This window comes from Oceanobacillus sp. NCCP-135 (genome assembly GCF_059698015.1).
Map to the genome: position 1 here is coordinate 138,173 of NZ_BAAKSZ010000003.1, position 22,185 is coordinate 160,357.

A 22,185-nucleotide genomic window follows, 5' to 3' on the forward strand; every position below is an offset into this window, starting at 1 on the left:
TCCTTTTCTTGACGCTTTTTGTAGTTAGAAGTACAATAAACATGTCACAAATTGTACATTTCTAAATAATAATATGTATTCATCGGAAACGTGATACTGATTTAACAGAAAGCCTGTACAATGAAAAGAAAATATCAGACAAACTAAGGGGGGTAACACATGGCAGACCATCGTGAGTTTTTTAGCAGAAGATTACACTCACTATTAGGCGTGATTCCAATTGGAATATTTCTGGTTCAGCACTTAGTGGTGAATCATTTTGCTGTGTACGGTGAAGAAAGTTTTAATAAGGCAGCAGGGTTTATGGCAGGACTTCCATTTGTCATCGTTTTGGAAATCTTTGTAATTTATTTACCTATTTTATTTCATGCACTATTAGGGGTATATATCGTTTTCGTTGCAAAAAACAATACGAGAAGATATGGATATTTCCGTAATTGGATGTTCTACTTACAACGCGTAACAGGGATTATTACACTAGTATTTATCTCATGGCACGTTTGGGAGACACGTGTGCAAATAGGGCTTGGAAATGAAGAACTAAACTATAGTCTAATGGAAGGTATTTTAACAAACCCTGTTATGTTTTGGTTTTATGTTGTTGGTGTTTTATCAACAGTCTTCCATTTTGCTAATGGACTTTGGAGCTTTTTAGTTTCCTGGGGTATTACCCAATCTCCGAAATCTCAAAAAATCGCTACATACGCAACAGTGCTTATATTTTTAATTGTTAGCTTTATTGGTGTGAGAACACTAATTCAGTTTGCATACGGAGCTTAAGTTATAAGGAATAAGGGAGTGAGGTAGTAGTATGAGTAATCGTAAAATCGCTGTTGTCGGTGGAGGACTTGCCGGCTTGATGGCAACAATTAAGGCAGCTGAAGCAGGTGTTAATGTAGATCTTTTTTCTATTGTACCTGTTAAACGCTCTCACTCTGTGTGTGCCCAAGGTGGTATAAATGGTGCAGTTAATACAAAAGGGGAAGGGGATTCTCCTGACATCCACTTTGATGATACTGTATATGGTGGGGATTTCCTGGCAAATCAACCACCAGTAAAAGCAATGTGTGATGCAGCACCCAGTATTATAAATATGCTGGATCGAATGGGTGTTATGTTTAACCGTACTCCAGAAGGGTTACTTGATTTCCGACGTTTTGGCGGTACACAGCATCATCGTACAGCATACGCAGGGGCAACCACAGGACAGCAATTATTATATGCATTAGATGAGCAGGTTCGTCGATATGAAGTAGAAGGTTTAGTTACAAAATATGAAAGTTGGGAATTCGTTGAAGCAATTATCGATGAAGCTGGTGTTGGAAAAGGGATTGTGGCCCAGGATATTACCACACATGAAATAAAATCATTTCCTTCAGATGCAACCATTTTTGCAACCGGTGGTCCTGGAATTATCTTTGGCAAATCAACAAACTCAATGATTAATACAGGTTCAGCTGCTAGTATTTTGTATCAACAGGGTGCTAAATATGCCAATGGCGAATTTATTCAAATTCATCCAACAGCAATTCCTGGTGATGATAAATTACGTTTAATGAGTGAATCTGCCCGTGGTGAAGGTGGTCGGATTTGGACCTATAAAGACGGAGAACCATGGTACTTCCTGGAGGAAAAATATCCTGCTTATGGAAACCTTGTTCCTCGTGATATTGCCACACGTGAAATATTTGATGTGTGTGTAAACCAAAAACTTGGTATTAATGGAGAAAATATGGTTTACCTTGATCTGTCGCATAAGGATCCAAAAGAATTAGATGTTAAACTTGGTGGGATCATTGAAATTTACGAAAAATTCGTTGGTGAAGATCCGCGTAAAGTTCCAATGAAAATATTCCCGGCAGTCCACTATTCTATGGGTGGATTATGGGTGGATTATGATCAAATGACAAGTATTCCAGGCATATTTGCTGCCGGAGAATGTGATTATTCACAACATGGTGGTAACCGATTAGGCGCAAATTCATTGCTTTCTGCTATTTATGGCGGTTCGGTGGCTGGACCTAGTGCAATTAAATATATTGAAGGTTTAGATAAGCATGTAGAAGATATTTCTCCTGAACTATTTGAATCTAGAGAAAAAGAAGAACAAGAGAAATTTGAAGCACTTATGAAAATGGATGGCGGGGAAAATGCTTATCAAATTCATAAAGAGCTTGGTGAATGGATGACCGATAATGTTACCGTAGTGCGTAAGAATGAAAATCTATTGAAAACAGATGAGAAAATAAAAGAGCTTTTGGAACGATGGGAAAATATTAGTATTAATGATACATCTCGCTGGAGTAACCAAGGTGTAATGTTCACTCGACAATTAAAAAATATGCTCCATCTAGCACGTGTAATTACAATCGGTGCGTATAATCGTAATGAGAGTCGTGGGGCACATTACAAACCGGAATTTCCTGACCGTAATGATGAAGAATGGTTAAAAACTACAATAGCACAATTTGATCAAAAGACTGAATCACCGATGTTTTCATACGATGAAGTCGATGTATCATTGATTAAGCCTCGCGAACGAGATTATACAAAAAAACATTAAAGGGGGAGTGATGTATAATGGCTGAACAAAGTACTGTTACGTTTATTATAACTCGTCAAGACAGTCCGGAATCTGCTCCTTACGAGGAAACATTTCATGTTCCATACCGTAAAAATATGAATGTAATTTCCGGTCTGATGGAAATTCGCAAAAACCCCGTTAATGCAAACGGGGAAGAAACAACTCCAGTGTACTGGGATATGAGCTGTTTGGAGGAAGTTTGTGGAGCTTGTTCCATGGTAATTAATGGTACTGCTAGACAGTCCTGTGCTGCTCTTGTAGACCAATTAGAACAACCAATACGTTTAGAGCCCATGTCTACATTTCCTGTAGTACGTGATTTAATTGTGGATCGTGAACGGATGTTTGATGCTTTGAAACAGGTAAAGGCTTGGATTCCAATTGATGGCACGTATGATCTGGGACCTGGCCCTCGTATGCCAGAAAAGAAACGTCAGTGGGCGTATGAATTATCTAAATGCATGTCCTGTGGAGTTTGTCTGGAAGCTTGTCCCAATGTAAATGATAAATCAAACTTTATTGGACCAGCTGCCCTGTCACAGGTTCGACTATTTAATGCACATCCAACTGGCGAAATGAATGCAAGTGAGAGATTAAATGGTTTAATGGAAGATGGTGGAATTGATGGATGCAGTAATGCTCAAAACTGTGTTCAAGTATGCCCTAAAGGAATTCCATTAACAACTTCGATTGCAGCGATGAACCGTGCAACAAATATACAAGCATTTAAGAATTTCTTTGGCAGTGACAATGCACTTTAATTATTTGAGCTAATAAATGTGTAAAGACCCTCACCAGTTAATGGTTTGGGTCTCTTTTTCAAATAGAAGGGGAGTTCATTATATTGAGGAAAATTTCATACATCGAAAATATTGACGAATGGCGTTCGGGATTTTCATTTTCAATTCCAATTAAAATTAGATTTTCCGAAACAGACATGTTTGGTCATGTCAATAATGTATCACCATTTATATACTTTGAGGAAGCAAGAATTGAATTTCTGAAATCAGTTGGTCTATTTGGTAATTTGAATAGTGAAGAAGGTATTCCAATTGTTGCAGATCTGCAGTGTGATTATCTGAAGCAATTATTTTTTAATGAGAACCTGCAATTATTTGTAAAAGCGGAACACGTAGGTAACACATCGATTGACATCCATTATATGGCATTAAATGATAAAAAGGAAATTACCATTACTGGAAGAGGCAGATTGGTATATGTAGATTCGAAAACAGGGAAACCAATTAAACTAAGTGAATCTATGAAGGAAAAATTATTGAATAAATAAGCTCTCACATGCAATGGAGCTTTACAACTACCTGCGATTCCTAAGCTTTATAAAGCATTTGAAATACATACGAAAAAACAATTTTTTAAAGTACTTTGCATGTTATAATGAAGGATTCATTGGATTTAAAAAAGCTTATACACTTCCTCATCCTATCTCCCTTCTTCTTGGCTCAGTAGTTGTTTATTACTTCTTTGAACCATTAAGACAGGTGGTCCAACAAGTCAGGGAGCTTGCTCAATCACTTATAATCTTCATTATTACTAAAATAGCTCTATTAGTAAGGTATGGAGAATTAGAAGTAGGTGAACAGGAAATTGATCAACTTGAACAACAACTCAAGGAAATTGAACAATCTTTTAAGGAAAAATAATAAAACTGCCCTTCATAAATGAAAGGCAGTTTTATTTTAGAGCTTTAATACCCCCATGCGAAGGAGCTCTACTACTGCCTGTGATCGCCCCTTGACTCCAAGCTTTTGCATAGCATTTGAAATGTGGTTTCGGACAGTTTTCTCAGATATATACAATTCCTGGGCAATTTCCTTTGTTGTTTTGTCTTGTACTAGCAGTTCGAATACTTCTTTTTCACGTTTTGTTAGTAACTGCTTCGGTTTATACTCGTTGTCCTTCAAATGTTAACCCCTCCTTGCTGTCATAGAGCTGCAGATTGAAGGGAATTATTTAGTCTCTATAGTTTATGAAGGAAGATCAAATCGGTGAGTACAATTGGCATTTGTGAATAGAATTTAGGAGTTATAATTTCAAAAGCGGTTCTAATTCGTTATAATTATGATGGGTGCATGCAAAGTGTCAACAACAGATCCTAAAAGTTTAGAAAATGTGCGTGATTTTCCATGTAGCCAATTCGATTATGCAAAACTGATGTAAACATAGGAAAAATACGGGGGGGTAACACTTGTGAATAATGATGTACCATCAGATACAGTTAAAAAACTAGAAAAAAGAATGCGCTATATTTCAGGTATTATAAAACAAAACGGACGAAAGATTTTAAATAATTATCCAATTACATCTCCACAATTTGTAGCCTTACAGTGGTTATTGGAAGAAGGAGATTTAACTATTGGTGAATTATCAAATAAAATCAGCTTGGCTTTTAGTACAACAACAGATTTAATTGATCGTATGGAAAGAAATGAACTCGTAGAAAGGGTACGTGATTTAAAAGATCGCAGAGTTGTTCGTATACATGTCTTAGAGAAAGGAAAAACCATTATTCATGAAGTAATTGCGAAACGGCAGAAGTATCTGGAAGAAGTAATGGAAAACTTTACCGAAGAACAAAAAGAAACATTACATGAACTTTTAAATTTTTTACACGAGCAAATGCAAAGTGTAAATGAAAAATAACAGCGAAGAAGAGGCGGTCTTTTTGCAAGCAATTGGTGTCATTGATTCAGGTGTAGGTGGATTAACCGTGGCACATGAGCTTATGCGTCAATTACCGAAAGAAAAGTTAATCTATGTAGGTGATACAGCAAGATGTCCATATGGCTCAAGGTCACAAACAGAAGTAAAGAAATTCACATGGGAAATGGTCGAATTTTTATTGGATAAAAATATTAAAGTGCTTGTTATTGCCTGCAATACGGCAACTGCATTTACGTTAAAAGAACTGCAAAAAAAACTTGATATCCCTGTAATCGGTGTTATTCAACCCGGAGCGCGTGCTGCAATCAAGTTCACTAAAAATAATCAAGTGGGTGTAATAGGGACAGAGGGAACGATTAGAAGTGAAGCATATACAAATACATTAAAAAGTATAAAAGCTGAGATCAAAGTAAATGCATTAGCTTGTCCACTATTTGTCCCAATGGTTGAACAGGGGATTCTTGCTGGTAATCAAGCGAAGGAAGTTGTAGAAGATTCTTTAAAACCATTAAAACGTTTTGAACAAATGGATACATTAATTCTTGGGTGTACGCACTATCCACTTTTGAAGAATACGATACAGGCAGTAGTTGGTGAGCAGGTTATGCTAATTTCTTCCAGTGAAGAAACTGCTCGAGAGACGAGTACGGTATTGGATGTCTATCAAATCCAAAATAAAGAAGAGCTAATTCCAGTACATCAATTTTATACAACTGGTGAATTAGAAATTTTTATAGAAATATCAAACGTTATTTTCAAAGATGCAAATGCACAAATGGTTAGGATTAATAAAGCCAATATCGGAAAAAATCAGGAGGTTTGATTTATCAAATCTCCTGATTTTTTTATATCTAATTTACTTTGGCTGGTCTATTTTTACCGAAAGCTCGTATATATAATAGTACAAACCATCGTAGGAGGGAATCACATGCTTAAGCGAGGAATACTTTTGATAAGTTCGTTAACTTTAAGTCTTATACTTACAGGGTGTTTTCAAGGGGAGCAAACATTGGAAGATATGGATCCACCTCAAAATGCAGAAGAGGTAAATCATTTAGAAGATGCAACATCAGGAGAAGAATCAGATGCAATGGATGAAGAAGCAGAAAAGGATGAAGAAGAAACTACAGCTGAAACTGTCCCGAGAGAATTGTATTTAATTGATGCAAATGGAATGGTTGCATCACAAACATTGGAATTACCTCACCTTGAATCCAAGGAAGTAGCAACACAAGTATTGGAATACTTAGTGAAGGACGGCCCTGTAACAGCTATGCTACCGAATGGATTCCGAGCTGTACTGCCAGAAGGTACTGAAATTTTAGGTTTGGATCTACAGGAAGATGGAACGATGATTGTTGATGTATCAAACGAATTTGAAAACTATGAGGTCAGTGATGAATTAAAGATTCTTGAATCAATGACACACACACTGACTCAATTCGAAAATGTAAATAATATTGAGTTGTGGATAAACGGCCATCCACAAAGTGAAATGCCGGTAAATGGAACACCAATCGCAGAAGGATATTCTAGAGCAAATGGTATTAATATCACAGATACGGATACATTGGATTTGATAAAAAGTACCCCTGTAACCATGTACTATCCAGCTGAGCATAATGAAAATCGCTATTATGTACCAGTTACCCAATATGTGGAAGGTACAAATGAAGAGCTATATAGTTCGATTGTGCAGGCTTTGATTGAAGGTCCAGGATACAATACGAATGTAACACATGTTTTTAATTCACAGACGATGCTAAAAAATAATCCAACACTTACAAATGGAGTCCTGGAAATAGAATTTAGTCAAGATATCTTAAAAGACAGTGAACAATCGGTTATATCAGATGAAGTTATGGAAACATTAGTGAGAACGTTAACACAGCAGCCATCAGTGGAAGCAGTTAATGTAAAGGTTGAAAATGTTGATCAAATTGTTAATGAGAATGGGGAAGCCTATACGGAACCAGTGAATATCCAAGTATTTACACCAACCGAAAAGCTGTAATAAAAGGGCATAGCAACATAGCCCTTTTTTTCTTGTGCAGTAAAGAAATATATCCATATTTCTTTATTGCGTAAGTGCATAAGTAATGATTCGGAGCAAAATCAGGTCGCAGACGAAAAGTATTTTCCGCCTTGAACTAAGGCATCGCCTAGAGTATCGGCGAATGCCGAGTTTTCAAATATTCTTCAGAGCTGTGCATGAATATGTTTCTTTAGCGAAAAATATGTTAAGCTTATGATTGAAAAAAGGAGGAGTTTTTAACATGAGAAATGATCAACGTGAGAAAAATAGTTTACGTCCCATAAAAATTACTACAAATTACGTAAGTCACCCAGAAGGATCAGTTTTAATCGAAGTAGGCGGTACAAAAGTAATTTGTAATGCCAGTATAGAAGATAGAGTTCCTCCGTTCATGCGTGGTCAGGGTAAAGGGTGGGTAACAGCTGAATATGCTATGTTGCCACGTGCTACAGCCCAAAGAAATATTAGGGAATCATCAAAAGGTAAAGTTAGTGGAAGAACTATGGAAATCCAACGATTGATTGGCAGAGCGCTTCGTTCTGTTGTTGATTTAGACAAAATAGGTGAACGCACGGTATGGGTTGATTGTGATGTGATTCAGGCAGATGGTGGTACGAGAACTGCATCGATTACAGGTGCATTTATTGCTGTTGTTTTAGCCTTTGATAAACTATTGGAAAACCGTAAAATTAAAAAAATGCCTGTGATAGATTTTTTGGCAGCAACATCTGTTGGCGTTTTGCCTGATGGAACAGAAATTTTAGATTTAAATTATGACGAGGATTCACAGGCACTTGTTGATATGAATATTGTTATGACTGGTATTGGAGAGTTTGTGGAAATACAGGGAACAGGTGAGGAAGCAACATTTACAAACAATCAACTACAAATAATGCTGCAGCTTGCAAATGAAGGAATAGAGCAGCTTTTCGATTTGCAAAAAGAGACAATAGGAGCTTTGGCAGATCGTATTGGTGAAACGATTAAGTAGGGAGGAATTACATGCAGCAGATAGTCATAGCAACAAAAAATAATGGAAAATCCAAGGAGTTTAAAGAATTTTTTTCTAGCTACGGAGTAGAGGCAATCTCTTTATTGGATATGGATAAAAACATACCTGATGTGGAAGAGACAGGGTCAACATTTGAAGAAAATGCAGCACTGAAGGCAGAACAGATTGCTGTAATATTGGATGCACCGGTGCTGGCTGACGACTCTGGATTAATCATTGATGCACTGGATGGGAGACCGGGGATTTTTTCGGCAAGGTATGCAGGTGAACCGAAAAATGATCAAGCAAATATTGAAAAAGTATTATCTGAACTAAAGACAGTTCCTAAGGAGAAAAGAACTGCCAGATTTATATGTGTGTTGGCAATCGCTATTCCAGGTAAGAAGACTATCTTTAAAACCGGCTATTGTGAGGGAAACATTGGTTTTCATCAAGAAGGAGAAAATGGATTTGGTTATGATCCTATATTTATTCCAGAAGGCTACTCACATACAATTTCACAGATTTCTTCCAAGGAAAAAAATAGCATAAGTCACCGCAGGAATGCTATTATTCAATTGGAGAAATGGATAAAAGTGAAATAGGATTGGAGGGGATTACATGACGAAAGTATTAATCATCAGTGATAGTCATGGATCAACAGAGGAACTTGCTCAAATAAAGCAGCGATATCAACTAAAATATATGATTCATTGTGGAGATTCTGAGCTGGAGTTCGATGATCCACTAATAGATGATTTTTATAAAGTTGGTGGAAATTGTGATTTCGATCCAAGGTATCCTGATGACCAATTACTAAATATTGATGGTCTTACATTTCTCGTTGCACATGGACATCTACATAATGTGAAATCTAATTTAATGTCCATATCTTACCGGGCCACAGAAGTAAATGCTAACATTATATGTTTTGGACATACTCATATAGCTGGTGCTGAACAAGTTGATCATCAATTGTTTATTAATCCCGGAAGTGTTCGGCTGCCGAGGAATAGAAAAGAGAAGACGTATGCACTAATGGAATGGGATAGGACTACGGAGGTAAGCGTTACCTTTTATTCATTTGATGGTCAAGTAGTGGAGGATCTTACTGTAAACGCTTCTCTATAACTATCAATAACTATCAATAAAGCTTATCAACCTAGAATGTAAACGATGGATGATAAGCTTTTGTTGGTCGATTTCAATAAAAGTATTGACAAAAAATTACCTAATGCCTATAATAATTCTTGTCCGCTAAAAATATTGATACAAGCAAAACATCAATTATCTAAAATAATCTGGAAGTTATTTTGGGATGAAACTTTGATAAAACTTTAATACATCTTAATAAAATGCGGGTGTAGTTTAGTGGTAAAACCTCAGCCTTCCAAGCTGATGATGAGGGTTCGATTCCCTTCACCCGCTCCATATATTATGTCCCAGTAGCTCAGCTGGATAGAGCAACAGCCTTCTAAGCTGTGGGTCGCAGGTTCGAATCCTGCCTGGGACGTCTCATTAGAGGAACATATAGAGAAACCTAAAAATATAATTTAGGTTTCTCTTTTCTATTAATAAATGTTTTGGCATATACTTTTTTGGGTATGTATATTTATTATCAACATTTTTCATACTATAAAATACGTGACTGGAAGGAGGAAATATATGCAACACCAACCCGACAATGTAATTCTTTTTCCGAAGTGGAAGACTACATTAGAAAAAGAAAGCCTACACGCGCTCAAAGAAAAAAGGTATGAAGAAGCATTAGTAAAGCTAGATAAATTATTAAGCTATCATATCGACAATCATGAAGTAATCATTGGAAAATTGATTTGTTTAATGGAGTTAGGACGCTATGAGGAAGCACAGGATATTTGTGAAAATTTAATACAGTTCAAAAATGAAAACTACTACCAATATGTTCATATGTACTTGACAATTCTGTTTCAAACAAATCAATATGAACTTTTAATGGAACAAGTTGAGTATGAACTTGAAAATAACACCATTCCACTAACAATTAAAGAGCAATTTGAACAGCTTTATAGCATGAGTGAAAAAATGAAATTAGATGTAACCATTGAAAAATCCAGTACATATTTAGCTGACCTTCATTATGCTGTAAAATCTAAAAAATACAAAGAACAGTGGCGAATCATTGAAAACTTACGTAAAATAAAAACAGCGCCTACTGAAGAAGTTATTACACTACTAACAAATGATAGTGTTCACCCTGTAACAAAAACTGCTATATTTCATTGGCTTCAAGTAGTGAGTTTTTCACAATCTGTAGCTATACATAAATTTGATCTTTACCTGAATATTAGACCAACTGAAGTTGCAGAACTTAAATCACACGGATTAATAAAACAAACACTTTTATTAATTAATGAGCAAGAACAGAAGAATCCCACCTTATACCAATTGTTGGAAGTACTCTTATATAGATATGCATATGTACGATATCCCATATTGCCACCGAATGAGGATACGATCGAATTAGCAGCAGCTCTTTTAAGTATTGGAGAAGAATATTTACATATACATACGAACAGACAACAGGATTTAAGTGGTGTTTCATTACGTTATATGGAAGAAATCAAGCTATGTGAAACATTGTATTTAAGTGTTATCGAAGACTAATGAAGGAATAGTCACTATTGCTTGAAAGGCATAGTAATTATGTTATAATAAAATGGTTGTAAATTTGCTCATTGATAAATAATGAAAGTGAAAAAATGATGGGAAACAATAGATTTTGGAGGGAATTTTTTATGTCAGCAAAATGGGAAAAGCAAGAAGGAAATGAAGGCGTATTAACAATTGAAGTATCATCAGAAGAATTTGATAAAGCGTTAGATAAAGCATTCAAAAAGGTATCTAAAGATGTTCAAATTCCTGGTTTCCGTAAAGGGAAGATTCCTCGTAAAATATTTGAAAGCCGTTTTGGAGTAGAATCTTTATATCAGGATGCAGTCGATATTGTTCTTCCAGATGCATACGTAAAAGCGGTCGAAGAGACTGATATTGAGCCAATTGCACAGCCTGATATAGATATTGAAAAGATTAATCCAGGTGAAACACTGATCTTTACTGCTAAAGTTGAGGTTAAACCAGAAGTTACACTGGGTGAGTATAAAGGCTTGGAAGTAGAAGAGGAGTCTGTGGAAGTAACGGATGAAGATGTAGATCATGAAATAGAACATATGCGTGAACATCATGCAGAGTTGATCGTGAAGGAAGAAGGCGCTGTAGAGCAGGGAGACACTGTTGTCATGGACTTTGAGGGATTCCTTGATGGTGAGACGTTTGATGGTGGAAAAGGCGAAAATCATTCATTGGAAATTGGCTCAGGACAATTCATTCCTGGCTTTGAAGAGAAATTAGTTGGTAAAGAAACTGGAGAAGAAACAGAGATTGAAGTGACATTCCCTGAGGAATATCATGCCAAAGAGTTAGCAGGTAAAGAAGCTATATTCAAAGTAAAGATTCATGAAGTTAAATCGAAAGAATTACCTGAGCTTGATGATGAATTTGCCAAAGACGTTGATGAAGAAGTGGAAACACTTGATGAATTAAAGAAAAAGAAAAGAGAAGAACTTGAAACACAAAAGAAACAAAATGCTGATAACCAAAAACGCGAAACATTAATTGAAAAAGCATCTGAAAATGCTACAGTGGAAATTCCAGATGCAATGGTAGATACAGAACTTGATCAAATGGTGAAAGAATTGGAACAACAACTTCAAGCACAAGGAATGACAATGGAAATGTATTCTCAATTTGCAGGTCTGGATGAAAATGCGTTGAAAGAGCAAATGAAGGATGATGCAGCGAAGCGTGTTAAAACCAATCTTACCCTTGAGGCAATTGTAAATGCAGAAGATCTGGAAGCATCTGAAGAAGATGTTAATGCTGAACTGGAAAAAATGGCATCCATGTACGGATCTAATATTGAACAGATAAAACAAATATTAGGCGGAAATGCAAAAGCACTGTCGGGTGAGTTGAAAATGAGAAAAGCAATTGATTTGTTGGTGGAGCATAGTAAAATTGTATAATAAAACAGGGTTTAGTTTACTTTTTCTAAAATGAGGTAATGCTTAAACAAGGTGTGAAATGTTTCGCACCTTGTTTTCACTTTTTTAAGTTATGTGAAGGGTGTTTAACTAATATGTGTTAAAACGACTTAATTTACTAATAAGACATATATTATAAGTAGTATGATTTGACTTTTTTAATATTTTATCCATAATAAACACATGGATTATGAACGATATTCAATAGTTAATGAGTACTGGAGTTGAACATGGCTTGTAAGTAATAAAATATCATGTAATCATTAGATACCTTCATTAAGCGGTTAAAAGTATATTGTTTTGTTTTTTAATTTTGATCTGTTATGATGACTATAAATGTTAATCATAAACATAAGAAGATTTGGGGACGATTTATACATTTAGGGGTGAATAGAATGTTTAAATTTAATGAAGAAAAGGGACAATTAAAATGTTCGTTTTGTGGAAAAAGTCAGGATCAGGTTCGTAAGTTAGTTGCCGGTCCAGGCGTTTATATATGTGATGAATGTATTGAACTATGCACAGAAATTGTGGAAGAAGAGCTTGGTACAGAAGAAGAAACGGAATTAAAAGAAATACCAAAGCCAAAAGAAATATGCGAAACATTAGATGATTACGTTATCGGTCAGGATAAAGCTAAGAAAAACTTATCTGTAGCGGTTTATAATCATTATAAACGTATTAATTCGCCTAAGACTGCTTCTGATGATGTTGAACTGGCCAAAAGTAATATAGCGATGATTGGGCCAACAGGTAGTGGTAAAACATTACTCGCACAAACATTAGCTCGTATTATTAATGTACCATTTGCGATGGCTGATGCGACGTCGCTAACTGAAGCAGGTTATGTTGGTGAAGATGTAGAAAATATTCTCTTGAAATTAATTCAGGCTGCTGATTATGATGTTGAAAAAGCAGAAAAAGGGATTATTTACATCGATGAAATTGATAAAGTTGCTCGAAAATCAGAAAATCCATCAATTACCCGGGATGTCTCTGGTGAAGGGGTACAGCAAGCGCTTTTAAAAATTCTTGAAGGAACAGTAGCCAGCGTGCCTCCACAAGGTGGTCGTAAGCATCCACATCAGGAATTCATTCAAATCGATACAACGAATATATTATTTATTGTTGGCGGTGCATTTGATGGAATTGATCAGGTTATTAAACGTCGACTTGGTAAAAAAGTAATCGGTTTTGGTTCAAATGATAAGAAGCAAGATTTAGATACGGCTGAATTACTTACAAAAGTATTACCGGAAGATTTACTACGGTATGGTTTAATTCCTGAATTCATTGGTAGAATTCCGGTGATCGGAAGTTTAACCCCATTAGATGAGGATACATTAATTGAAATTTTAACAAAGCCGAAAAATGCGCTTGTTAAACAATATGAGAAACTCTTCCAAATGGATGATATTGAACTCGAATTCGAGGAGGATGCTTTGGTAGAGGTAGCTAAAAAGGCGATTGACAGAAAAACCGGTGCACGGGGCTTACGTTCCATTATTGAAGGTATCACGCTTGAGGTGATGTTTGAACTACCGTCACGTGATGATATAGAGAAATGCATTATTACAAAAGATACGGTAACAGAGGAAAATGGAACGCCAAAGCTTATTTTTAGAGATGGAACGATAAAAGAAAGTAATAAAAAGCATCCAAAAGAAAGTGCGTAACTGACATTAAAACATGCATAATAGAGGTTGACATAGCATTTTCACTCTCTGATCCTGAGAGTTATGCTCTTTGTCAGCCTCTTTATTTGTTTTTAGTATAATCACATCACGAAATACCAACGATAACAATAGTAGCAGATTATATAAATTTACAAATGAACAAGTTTTCTATAAACTTTAAAGATATATCGTATGATATTAATTATTACATATTAATTGGAGGTACATATAATGACAACAGAAACTATTGAGCTTCCCCTCCTTCCATTACGTGGCCTACTTGTATTTCCGTCAATGGTTCTTCATCTTGATGTAGGTAGAGATAAATCTGTTCAAGCATTGGAAAAAGCAATGATGGGTGATCATCTCATCTTTCTTGCGGCACAGAAACAGGTTAGTTTAAATGACCCGAAACCAAAGGATATTTACCAAATTGGAACAACGGCTAAGATAAAGCAAATGCTTAAGCTACCCAATGGTACAATCCGTGTACTTATAGAAGGAATTCACCGAGGGGAGATTATTCGTTTCGTCGATGAAGAAGAAGAGTTTGTTGTAGAAATTAATAAATTTGAAGATGTCCATGAAGATAAGCATGAAGAAGAGGCGTTAATGCGATCTTTATTAGCTCAATTTGAGCAATACATAAAGTTTTCTCGTAAAATTAATCATGAGACGTTTGCAACCGTCTCTGATATTGATGAACCTGGAAGGCTAGCGGATATCATAACATCTCACTTATCATTGAAAATAAAAGATAAGCAGGAGTTACTTGAACTGCAAAATGTCAAAAAGCGATTGCAGCATCTTATTAAAATAATCTCTAATGAGAAAAAGGTTCTGGATTTAGAGAGAAAAATTGGTCAGCGTGTAAAAACATCCATGGAAAAAACACAAAAAGAATATTATTTGCGTGAGCAATTAAAAGCGATTCAAAAAGAGCTTGGTGAAAAAGAGGGAAAAACTGGCGAAATTGGACAGTTCAAAGAAAAAATAGAGGAATCGGATATGCCTAAACATGTGATGGAAGTGGCATTGAAGGAATTGGATAGGTATGAAAAAGTACCGCAAAGCTCTGCGGAGAGTTCCGTAATTCGAAATTATTTAGAATGGCTTTTAGCGTTGCCATGGATTCAAAAAACAAAAGATACGATTGAAATCAACCAGGCAGAAAAAATACTTGATGCAGATCATTATGGGCTTGAAAAAGTAAAAGAACGTATTTTAGAATATTTGGCAGTACAGAAGCTGACCGAATCAATAAAAGGGCCAATTTTATGCCTTGTGGGACCTCCTGGAGTAGGGAAAACTTCCTTGGCTAAATCTATCGCTAGATCTATCAATAGAAACTTTGTAAGAATTTCACTTGGGGGCGTGCGGGATGAAGCAGAAATCAGAGGTCACAGACGGACGTATATTGGTGCAATGCCTGGTAGAATAATCCAGGGTATGAAAAAGGCAAAAACAATTAATCCTGTATTTTTATTGGATGAAATTGATAAGATGTCAAATGACTTCCGGGGTGATCCATCTTCAGCGATGCTGGAAGTTCTTGATCCGGAGCAAAACAGTAACTTCAGTGATCACTTTATCGAAGAATCATATGATTTATCCAATGTATTATTCGTAGCTACGGCGAATTACGTTACTAATATTCCTAGTCCATTATTAGACCGAATGGAGCTTATTTCCATCGCCGGATATACAGAGGTTGAAAAAACGCATATAGCAAAAGAACATCTTTTATCCAAACAATTAAAAGAAAATGGATTGAAGAAGAGTAATTTGCAAATTCGCGATGAAGCTTTATTAAAATTAATTCGGATGTATACACGTGAAGCTGGTGTAAGAAATTTAGAACGGCAATTAGCTACATTGTGCAGAAAAGCTGCAAAAATCATAATTTCTGAAGAAAAGAAACGTGTGATTGTTACAGAGAAAAGTTTAGAGGAGCTGCTTGGCAAGCCTGTTTACCGTTATGGCTTAATGGAACAGCAGGATCAGGTAGGAACAGCTACAGGTCTTGCTTATACTGCTGCTGGAGGGGATATTCTCTCCATTGAGGTTTCTCATTATCCTGGCAAAGGAAAACTTATTCTAACTGGAAAATTAGGTGAAGTCATGCAGGAATCAGCTCAGGCTGCATTCAGTTATATCCGCTCGCGTGCGAAAGGATTAAAGATAGATCCTAATTTCCATGAAACCTATGATATCCATATTCATGTACCAGAGGGGGCAATCCCTAAAGATGGCCCTTCTGCAGGTATAACAATGGCAACTGCACTTGTATCCTCCTTAACAGGAAGGGCAGTTAAAAAGGAAGTTGGTATGACTGGCGAAATAACTTTACGGGGCCGAGTACTTCCAATTGGTGGACTAAAAGAAAAATCATTAAGTGCACATCGGGCTGGGATTACAACGATTATTATACCTGAAGAAAACCAAAAGGATATTGATGATATTCCTGAAAGCGTTCGAGATGCACTGACATTTATAAAGGTAAGTCATTTGGATCAGGTATTAGAACATGCACTAGTGGAGGAGAAAAATGAAAGTAACTAATGCAGAAATGGTTATAAGTGCGGTTAGTAAAAAGCAATACCCTGGTGATCAGCTTCCTGAAATAGCTTTGGCAGGACGCTCCAATGTGGGGAAATCTTCTTTTATTAATAAGTTGATTAATCGAAAAAAATTAGCGAGAACATCATCTAAGCCCGGTAAAACACAGACATTAAACTTTTATAAAATCAATGATGCTTTTTATTTTGTGGATGTACCCGGTTATGGCTATGCAAAGGTATCCAAAAAAGAACGAGAAAAATGGGGAGGAATGATGGAAGAGTATTTTCAATCAAGGGATACATTAAAAGCTGTGTTGTTAATCACAGATATCCGTCATGAACCAACAAAAGATGATCATCAAATGTATAATTTTTTAAAGCATTTTGAGCTTCCTGTAATTGTTATTGCTACGAAGCTTGACAAAGTACCTAAAAGTAGAAGAACACAATATCTCAAGCGTACAAGAAATGCGCTTGAGATAGAGACTGAGGATTATCTTCTCCCATTCTCATCAGAAACAGGGGACGGCAAAGATGAGGCTTGGGCTCTATTAAAGAAATTTCTATAATCGTAAACGAACAGCTCCTTATTTAGATTTACAGTTAATAGGGAGTTTTTCTTATGTGCTAGGAAAGTATAGAATTTTTCTATTTATTAGGAAAAGGCTTAGATAAAGATATTGGTTATTTCACCGATTTCTTTTAATCCGACCTCTGATCTCTTGCCATAAGAAAGCTACAATAGCATTTCTTATCGTGAATCCATGTAATTTTCCCGTATTTGGAAAATTACATGGATTCACGAGTATATTTCAGTAATATTGGGTATATGTAAGTCAATACGAGTTATAGAGTTATAATTTATCCAAATGTACCTATAAGTCGTTAAACACGCAAATATTGAATTGGATAACCTAGGATATCATTGGTATAATTTTTTTATTGGTATGAATTCAAGTGGGGGTTATAGTTAAATATTTAAAGAGAGAACCTGTGCCGACAAATATCGTACTAAAAATTTGAAAGGATGAATACTTGATGAAAAAACTGAATATTTTATCATTTGTCGTTTTAACAATGCTATTTTTAGCGGCATGTGGAACTGCTGATGACGAAGCAGATAGTGAGAATTCACTAGACAACGGAGAATCTGAAAACTCCTATGATCTTATTGAAGCTGGGAAACTAATATTTGCTGCATCAGGAGAATTTAAACCATTTAGTTATATGGAAGGCAGTGAAATGATAGGTTATGATATTGCAGTTGCTGAAGCAATTGCCGAAAAGTTAGGACTGGAAGCGGTACAGGAGAAGGCGAAGTTTTCTGGGATTGTTACTGGCGTAAATCAAGGACGTTATGATATTGCAGTAGCGAGTCATACAATTACTGATGAACGGTTGGAAAAAGTGGATTTTTCTGAAGCCTATTATTATTCAGGACCAGTTATTTATACGAGATCTGATAGTGATATTGAGTCGGCTGAAGATCTAAACGGAAAAGAGATTTCCGTTTCAAGGGGATCAACATATGTGGAAATGGCAGAGGAATATACAGAAAATATACCACAGGTTGACAGTGATGTGGTGGCACTTCAATCACTTGCTAAAGGTCATCATGATGCAGTAATTACCGATGATATCACTGGATTGACAGCTATTGATAATGGTTTAGAGGTTGAAAACCGTGGGCAATTAGGTGTTAGTGAACAAGCCGTTGCAGTACAAAAAGGGAATGATAAATTATTGGAAGCTATCAACAAAGCATTACAGGAAATGAAAGAGAGTGGTGAATTAGCAGCACTTTCTAAAGAATGGATTGGTGTAGACATTACAGAGGAACCTGAAAATATAGCAGAATAGATCAATTGTTAATTATTCAAATGTGCGCATACCATGCGCACATTTGTCCCTTATGAGGAGTTGAAATCGTTGTCGTCATTATTACATTTTTTTGATGTATTTATCAGTAGCTTTGATGTTTTTATGGATGGGCTTTGGATTACATTTAAATTATCCGTAGCTTCATTACTAATCGCATTTATAATTGGTTTATTTTTTGCAATATTGAAGATATCTAATATAAAAATCTTAGAATGGATAGCAGATGCATATATATGGATCGTGCGTGGTACACCACTTATTGTACAAATCTTTATTCTTTTTTATGGGTTGACAGATATATTACTTATTCCAATGTTCTGGGCGGGAGTTGCTGGTCTTGCCTTCCATAGCGGTGCATATATTGCTGAAATTATTCGTGGTGCAATTCAGTCGATTGATAAAGGACAAAGGGAAGCTGGTAGCTCGCTTGGTATGAGTAAAAGCTTAACCATGCGGAGGATTATTTTACCACAAGCTTTCAGAAGAGCTGTTCCATCGCTTGGTAACCAATTTATTATTGGTATTAAAGACTCCTCGCTGGTCTCCTTTATTGGTATGCAGGATTTATTTGGGGTTGCTAGTACGATGGGATCAAACAGCTTTGATTACCTTCCGTACTTTTTCACTGTGGCAATTTATTATTTAATGATCGTATTAATTCTTACATTAATTGTGAATAAAATCGAGAAGAAATTAGCAGAGAGTGATTAATTAAAATCAAAGGTGACTATTGAGTGGTGAAAGCCGGTTTGTGGAGGAGGTTGAGTATGAGTGAAAAGCAAGAAATGATCAGAGTAGATAAATTAAATAAATCTTTTGGGGATTTACATGTTTTAAAGGATATTGATATAACAGTTGCAGAAAGTGATGTTGTTGTGTTGATTGGTGCAAGTGGATCTGGAAAAAGTACTTTATTACGCTGCTTGAACTTTCTGGAGATGAAGAACAGCGGAAAAATTATAATTGAGGGCGAACAGGTGGAAAAGAATACACATAATTTAAATGAAGTTCGTCAACGAGTCGGCATGGTGTTTCAGCATTTTAATTTATTTCCACATAAAACAGTCCTTGGCAATGTCATTGAAGCTCCTATACAGGTGAAGGGGATTAAAAAGGAACAAGCTATTTTGGAAGGAAAGAAATTACTGACTAAAGTTGGATTGGGCGATAAATATAATGTTTATCCTTCAACTTTGTCAGGCGGTCAGAAACAGCGTGTAGCCATTGCTCGAGCTTTGGCAATGAAACCGGATGTCATGTTGTTTGATGAGCCAACTTCTGCCTTGGATCCAGAATTGGTTGGAGAAGTGTTAACTACGATGAAGGAACTTGCTGAAGAAGGAATGACAATGGTTGTTGTTACACACGAAATGGGTTTTGCGCGTGAGGTGGGAGACTGGGTATTCTATATGCATGATGGAAAAATCGTTGAATACGGTGAACCAAATGACCTTTTCGATAATCCGAAAGAGGAGAGAACACAAGCATTTTTAAGTTCGATATTATAAGAAAATGAGGCTGTCCAAAGGCAGTCTCATTTTCTTTTCTTTAATAAATAAATACCAAAAATAATAATAGCAATGGGCCAAAATCTTTCCATAATATTAAAAATATCATAAATCCATTCAAACCATACAGGTACCTGTATAGAAAAAATCATAATTAATGATATGCCGATGAGCAGAATTCCTGGTAAGAGTCCATGCTTTGTTTGTAAATAACGGACGATAAATGCAATACCAACAATAAGCAGATATACAGCCCAATGATCTATCCAAAAGGAATAATGTTCCAATCCGTGAAAATGAATACCTAATGCAAGAATAACTGTCCCGCCAAATAAGTTTTGATAGTTTTTAGCAGTATAGCTATGGATAAGTAATGCTACACCAATAATAATTAACAACGTTGGCCAAGAATAAAAATCGGTAAAGATGGGAACCTTTAGCTGTCTTAATAGGAAGTAACCCCCAATTCCTATTAACACATATGCCGCTAACGCATTTTGTTTTTTCAAACGATCATCACCTCAGGTCATAATATATTGATTTCTTGCTTAATGGTTTCTGATATGATAAAGTACATTCGAGTTATAAGTGTAGAATATACTTAATACTATATACGTTTAATCCTAACATATTGTTTCATTATCTGTTCACATTTTAAGAAATAGTGAATGGATTTGCGTGTTATAATAGAAGGGAATATTTATTCTTGAGTGGATATTTGGGGGTAGAATAATTTGCATATACTAAAGGTTGGATTTAATTACAAAACAGCCCCTGTTGAGATTAGGGAAAAGCTTACATTTTCAGAGCAGTCTCTTCACGAAGCGATGACAGAATTGAAAGCTCGAAAAAGCATTTTGGAAAATGTAATTGTTTCTACTTGCAATCGTACTGAAATTTATGCTGTAGTAGATCAAGTCCATACAGGGCGTTTTTATATAAAACAATTTTTAGCTGATTGGTTCAACTTAGATAAAGAGGAATTCACTTCTTATTTACGAATCACGGAGGATGATGGTGCACTTGATCATTTATTTAGGGTATCAACAGGACTTGATTCCATGGTTCTGGGTGAAACACAAATACTTGGTCAAGTTAAACAGGCGTTTTTAACATCACAAAAAATGAAAGCCACTGGTACAATATTTAATGAGCTCTTTAAACAAGCAATTACATTAGGAAAACGTGCACAAAGTGATACTGCAATCGGCGAACATGCAGTCTCTGTTAGCTATGCAGCCGTAGAACTGGCAAAGAAGATATTTGGTGATTTGCAGAATAAACATGTTGTGATCTTCGGTGCAGGTAAAATGGGAGAATTAGCATTAAAAAATCTTCAAGGTTCAGGTGCTAGTAAAATTACAGTTTTAAATCGAACCCTTGAAAAAGCAAATGTGTTAGCTGAAAAGTTCCACGCTAAAGCGGAAACTATTGATAATTTGTCAGAGGTTATCTATGACGCAGATATATTAATCAGCTCAACGGCCTCGGATAATGTGGTTTTAACGAAAGAAATGTTGACACCTATTCAAAAGAAACGAAAAGGCAGAGCGCTATTCTTAGTGGATATTGCTGTACCAAGGGATATAGATCCAAAACTTGGAGAATTGGATAATATTTTCCTTTATGACATTGATGATCTTCAGCATATTGTTGATGAAAATCTGGAAGCAAGGAAAGCAGCTGCACAGCAAATTGAACTTATGCTTGAAGAAGAAATTGTTACATTTAAAGAATGGCTAAAAACGTTGGGGGTAGTTCCGGTTATCTCCGCTCTACGTCAAAAAGCACTTTCCATTCAAGCAGAAACAATGCAAAGTATTGAAAGGAAAATACCAGATTTAACAACCAGAGAGAAGAAGGTTATCAATAAGCACACAAAAAGTATCATCAATCAGTTATTAAAAGAACCGGTTACACAGGCAAAAGAGCTGGCTGCCCAAGATAATGCGGAGGAAGCACTCAGATTGTTCGTGGATATCTTTGGAATTGAAGCGGAAGTGAAAGATGAATTTGAAAAGCAAGTCCAAAAAAATGATGCAATCAAGAAACTAAAAAAAAATGAAAAGGTATCCTATCCAATAATTGATACAATAAAAACCATTTAGGCATAATGGCTGTTGCTAATTTTATTCTATAGTTATTGACTTTTTCCTTATTTTCTCCTGTCGTTAACTACCAGAAA

22 protein-coding genes and 2 tRNA genes are annotated in these 22,185 nt (G+C 35.9%); 22 read left to right on the plus strand and 2 right to left on the minus strand.

The window, feature by feature from the left end; genetic code table 11:
* Window positions 1-159 precede the first annotated feature (159 nt).
* From AC6HVZ_RS03480 to AC6HVZ_RS03500, 5 genes are all read left to right on the plus strand, one after another.
* Window positions 160-780 carry a succinate dehydrogenase cytochrome b558 subunit gene (locus AC6HVZ_RS03480; protein WP_497556745.1) on the plus strand — a complete coding sequence of 207 codons (621 nt, stop codon included), beginning with the start codon at window positions 160-162 and terminating at the stop codon, window positions 778-780.
* A gap of 31 nt (window positions 781-811) precedes the next feature.
* Complete coding sequence (sdhA, locus tag AC6HVZ_RS03485) at window positions 812-2,563, plus strand: succinate dehydrogenase flavoprotein subunit (protein WP_497556746.1); 1,752 nt, start codon at window positions 812-814, stop codon at window positions 2,561-2,563.
* 17 nt (window positions 2,564-2,580) lie between these two features.
* A complete protein-coding gene (gene sdhB / locus AC6HVZ_RS03490; protein ID WP_497556747.1) occupies window positions 2,581-3,345 on the plus strand; it encodes a succinate dehydrogenase iron-sulfur subunit in 765 nt (254 codons plus the stop codon).
* 83 nt (window positions 3,346-3,428) lie between these two features.
* Entirely contained in the window at window positions 3,429-3,872 is a 444-nt protein-coding gene (locus tag AC6HVZ_RS03495; protein WP_497556748.1) for an acyl-CoA thioesterase, read from the plus strand.
* Between the two features lie 58 nt (window positions 3,873-3,930).
* Window positions 3,931-4,245, plus strand: a complete 315-nt coding sequence (locus tag AC6HVZ_RS03500; protein ID WP_497556749.1) for a hypothetical protein — start codon at window positions 3,931-3,933, stop codon at window positions 4,243-4,245.
* Window positions 4,246-4,281: 36 nt separating this feature from the next.
* Here the strand turns inward: AC6HVZ_RS03500 and AC6HVZ_RS03505 are convergent, their stop codons facing one another.
* Window positions 4,282-4,506 (minus strand): helix-turn-helix domain-containing protein, encoded by a 225-nt coding sequence (locus tag AC6HVZ_RS03505; protein WP_497556750.1) that lies wholly within the window; start codon window positions 4,504-4,506, stop codon window positions 4,282-4,284.
* Window positions 4,507-4,792: 286 nt separating this feature from the next.
* Here AC6HVZ_RS03505 and AC6HVZ_RS03510 point away from each other — a divergent pair, with 286 nt between their 5' ends.
* The 16 genes from AC6HVZ_RS03510 to AC6HVZ_RS03585 all read left to right on the plus strand — a co-directional run bounded on the left by AC6HVZ_RS03510 (window position 4,793) and on the right by AC6HVZ_RS03585 (window position 20,000).
* The gene (locus AC6HVZ_RS03510) at window positions 4,793-5,245 is read left to right on the plus strand and encodes a MarR family winged helix-turn-helix transcriptional regulator (RefSeq protein ID WP_497556751.1); all 453 of its coding nucleotides are present in this window, start codon (window positions 4,793-4,795) and stop codon (window positions 5,243-5,245) included.
* Window positions 5,235-6,089, plus strand: coding sequence for a glutamate racemase (gene racE, locus AC6HVZ_RS03515; protein WP_497556752.1), 855 nt, complete (start codon window positions 5,235-5,237; stop codon window positions 6,087-6,089). Before AC6HVZ_RS03510 ends, racE begins: the two co-directional genes overlap by 11 nt.
* Window positions 6,090-6,194: 105 nt before the next feature.
* Complete coding sequence (locus tag AC6HVZ_RS03520; protein ID WP_497556753.1) at window positions 6,195-7,280, plus strand: GerMN domain-containing protein; 1,086 nt, start codon at window positions 6,195-6,197, stop codon at window positions 7,278-7,280.
* A gap of 262 nt (window positions 7,281-7,542) precedes the next feature.
* Window positions 7,543-8,292, plus strand: coding sequence for a ribonuclease PH (gene rph, locus AC6HVZ_RS03525; RefSeq protein WP_497556754.1), 750 nt, complete (start codon window positions 7,543-7,545; stop codon window positions 8,290-8,292).
* Between the two features lie 11 nt (window positions 8,293-8,303).
* Window positions 8,304-8,897, plus strand: a complete 594-nt coding sequence (locus tag AC6HVZ_RS03530; RefSeq protein WP_497556755.1) for an XTP/dITP diphosphatase — start codon at window positions 8,304-8,306, stop codon at window positions 8,895-8,897.
* 16 nt (window positions 8,898-8,913) lie between these two features.
* Window positions 8,914-9,423, plus strand: coding sequence for a metallophosphoesterase family protein (locus AC6HVZ_RS03535; RefSeq protein ID WP_497556756.1), 510 nt, complete (start codon window positions 8,914-8,916; stop codon window positions 9,421-9,423).
* 226 nt (window positions 9,424-9,649) lie between these two features.
* Window positions 9,650-9,723, plus strand: a tRNA-Gly gene (locus AC6HVZ_RS03540).
* Window positions 9,724-9,731: 8 nt separating this feature from the next.
* Window positions 9,732-9,805 (plus strand) — tRNA-Arg (locus AC6HVZ_RS03545).
* Between the two features lie 152 nt (window positions 9,806-9,957).
* Window positions 9,958-10,938 carry a tetratricopeptide repeat protein gene (locus AC6HVZ_RS03550; RefSeq protein ID WP_497556757.1) on the plus strand — a complete coding sequence of 327 codons (981 nt, stop codon included), beginning with the start codon at window positions 9,958-9,960 and terminating at the stop codon, window positions 10,936-10,938.
* A gap of 131 nt (window positions 10,939-11,069) precedes the next feature.
* Window positions 11,070-12,356: a trigger factor gene (gene tig, locus AC6HVZ_RS03555; RefSeq protein ID WP_497556758.1), complete on the plus strand. Its 1,287-nt coding sequence runs from the start codon at window positions 11,070-11,072 to the stop codon at window positions 12,354-12,356.
* Between the two features lie 413 nt (window positions 12,357-12,769).
* Window positions 12,770-14,050 (plus strand): ATP-dependent protease ATP-binding subunit ClpX, encoded by a 1,281-nt coding sequence (gene clpX / locus AC6HVZ_RS03560; protein WP_497556759.1) that lies wholly within the window; start codon window positions 12,770-12,772, stop codon window positions 14,048-14,050.
* A gap of 231 nt (window positions 14,051-14,281) precedes the next feature.
* Window positions 14,282-16,612 carry an endopeptidase La gene (gene lon, locus AC6HVZ_RS03565; protein WP_497556760.1) on the plus strand — a complete coding sequence of 777 codons (2,331 nt, stop codon included), beginning with the start codon at window positions 14,282-14,284 and terminating at the stop codon, window positions 16,610-16,612.
* Complete coding sequence (gene yihA / locus AC6HVZ_RS03570) at window positions 16,599-17,180, plus strand: ribosome biogenesis GTP-binding protein YihA/YsxC (RefSeq protein ID WP_497556761.1); 582 nt, start codon at window positions 16,599-16,601, stop codon at window positions 17,178-17,180. The genes lon and yihA overlap by 14 nt, the downstream gene beginning before the upstream one ends.
* Window positions 17,181-17,649: 469 nt before the next feature.
* Window positions 17,650-18,471, plus strand: a complete 822-nt coding sequence (locus tag AC6HVZ_RS03575) for a transporter substrate-binding domain-containing protein (RefSeq protein ID WP_497556762.1) — start codon at window positions 17,650-17,652, stop codon at window positions 18,469-18,471.
* A 33-nt stretch (window positions 18,472-18,504) separates the two neighbouring features.
* Window positions 18,505-19,203, plus strand: a complete 699-nt coding sequence (locus AC6HVZ_RS03580; RefSeq protein WP_497556763.1) for an amino acid ABC transporter permease — start codon at window positions 18,505-18,507, stop codon at window positions 19,201-19,203.
* A gap of 56 nt (window positions 19,204-19,259) precedes the next feature.
* Window positions 19,260-20,000: an amino acid ABC transporter ATP-binding protein gene (locus AC6HVZ_RS03585; protein WP_497556764.1), complete on the plus strand. Its 741-nt coding sequence runs from the start codon at window positions 19,260-19,262 to the stop codon at window positions 19,998-20,000.
* A gap of 26 nt (window positions 20,001-20,026) precedes the next feature.
* Here the strand turns inward: AC6HVZ_RS03585 and AC6HVZ_RS03590 are convergent, their stop codons facing one another.
* A complete protein-coding gene (locus AC6HVZ_RS03590) occupies window positions 20,027-20,509 on the minus strand; it encodes a LiaI-LiaF-like domain-containing protein (protein ID WP_497556765.1) in 483 nt (160 codons plus the stop codon).
* A gap of 225 nt (window positions 20,510-20,734) precedes the next feature.
* Here AC6HVZ_RS03590 and hemA point away from each other — a divergent pair, with 225 nt between their 5' ends.
* The gene (hemA, locus tag AC6HVZ_RS03595; protein WP_497556766.1) at window positions 20,735-22,108 is read left to right on the plus strand and encodes a glutamyl-tRNA reductase; all 1,374 of its coding nucleotides are present in this window, start codon (window positions 20,735-20,737) and stop codon (window positions 22,106-22,108) included.
* The last annotated feature ends 77 nt before the right edge of the window (window positions 22,109-22,185 follow it).

Coding starts and splice junctions, on each gene's coding strand:
- AC6HVZ_RS03480 (WP_497556745.1), top strand. CDS start 160: ATGGCAGACCATCGTGAGTTTTTTAGCAGAAGATTACACTCACTATTA.
- sdhA (WP_497556746.1), top strand. CDS start 812: ATGAGTAATCGTAAAATCGCTGTTGTCGGTGGAGGACTTGCCGGCTTG.
- sdhB (WP_497556747.1), top strand. CDS start 2,581: ATGGCTGAACAAAGTACTGTTACGTTTATTATAACTCGTCAAGACAGT.
- racE (WP_497556752.1), top strand. CDS start 5,235: ATGAAAAATAACAGCGAAGAAGAGGCGGTCTTTTTGCAAGCAATTGGT.
- AC6HVZ_RS03520 (WP_497556753.1), top strand. CDS start 6,195: ATGCTTAAGCGAGGAATACTTTTGATAAGTTCGTTAACTTTAAGTCTT.
- rph (WP_497556754.1), top strand. CDS start 7,543: ATGAGAAATGATCAACGTGAGAAAAATAGTTTACGTCCCATAAAAATT.
- AC6HVZ_RS03530 (WP_497556755.1), top strand. CDS start 8,304: ATGCAGCAGATAGTCATAGCAACAAAAAATAATGGAAAATCCAAGGAG.
- AC6HVZ_RS03535 (WP_497556756.1), top strand. CDS start 8,914: ATGACGAAAGTATTAATCATCAGTGATAGTCATGGATCAACAGAGGAA.
- AC6HVZ_RS03550 (WP_497556757.1), top strand. CDS start 9,958: ATGCAACACCAACCCGACAATGTAATTCTTTTTCCGAAGTGGAAGACT.
- tig (WP_497556758.1), top strand. CDS start 11,070: ATGTCAGCAAAATGGGAAAAGCAAGAAGGAAATGAAGGCGTATTAACA.
- clpX (WP_497556759.1), top strand. CDS start 12,770: ATGTTTAAATTTAATGAAGAAAAGGGACAATTAAAATGTTCGTTTTGT.
- lon (WP_497556760.1), top strand. CDS start 14,282: ATGACAACAGAAACTATTGAGCTTCCCCTCCTTCCATTACGTGGCCTA.
- yihA (WP_497556761.1), top strand. CDS start 16,599: ATGAAAGTAACTAATGCAGAAATGGTTATAAGTGCGGTTAGTAAAAAG.
- AC6HVZ_RS03575 (WP_497556762.1), top strand. CDS start 17,650: ATGAAAAAACTGAATATTTTATCATTTGTCGTTTTAACAATGCTATTT.
- AC6HVZ_RS03580 (WP_497556763.1), top strand. CDS start 18,505: ATGCGCACATTTGTCCCTTATGAGGAGTTGAAATCGTTGTCGTCATTA.
- AC6HVZ_RS03585 (WP_497556764.1), top strand. CDS start 19,260: ATGAGTGAAAAGCAAGAAATGATCAGAGTAGATAAATTAAATAAATCT.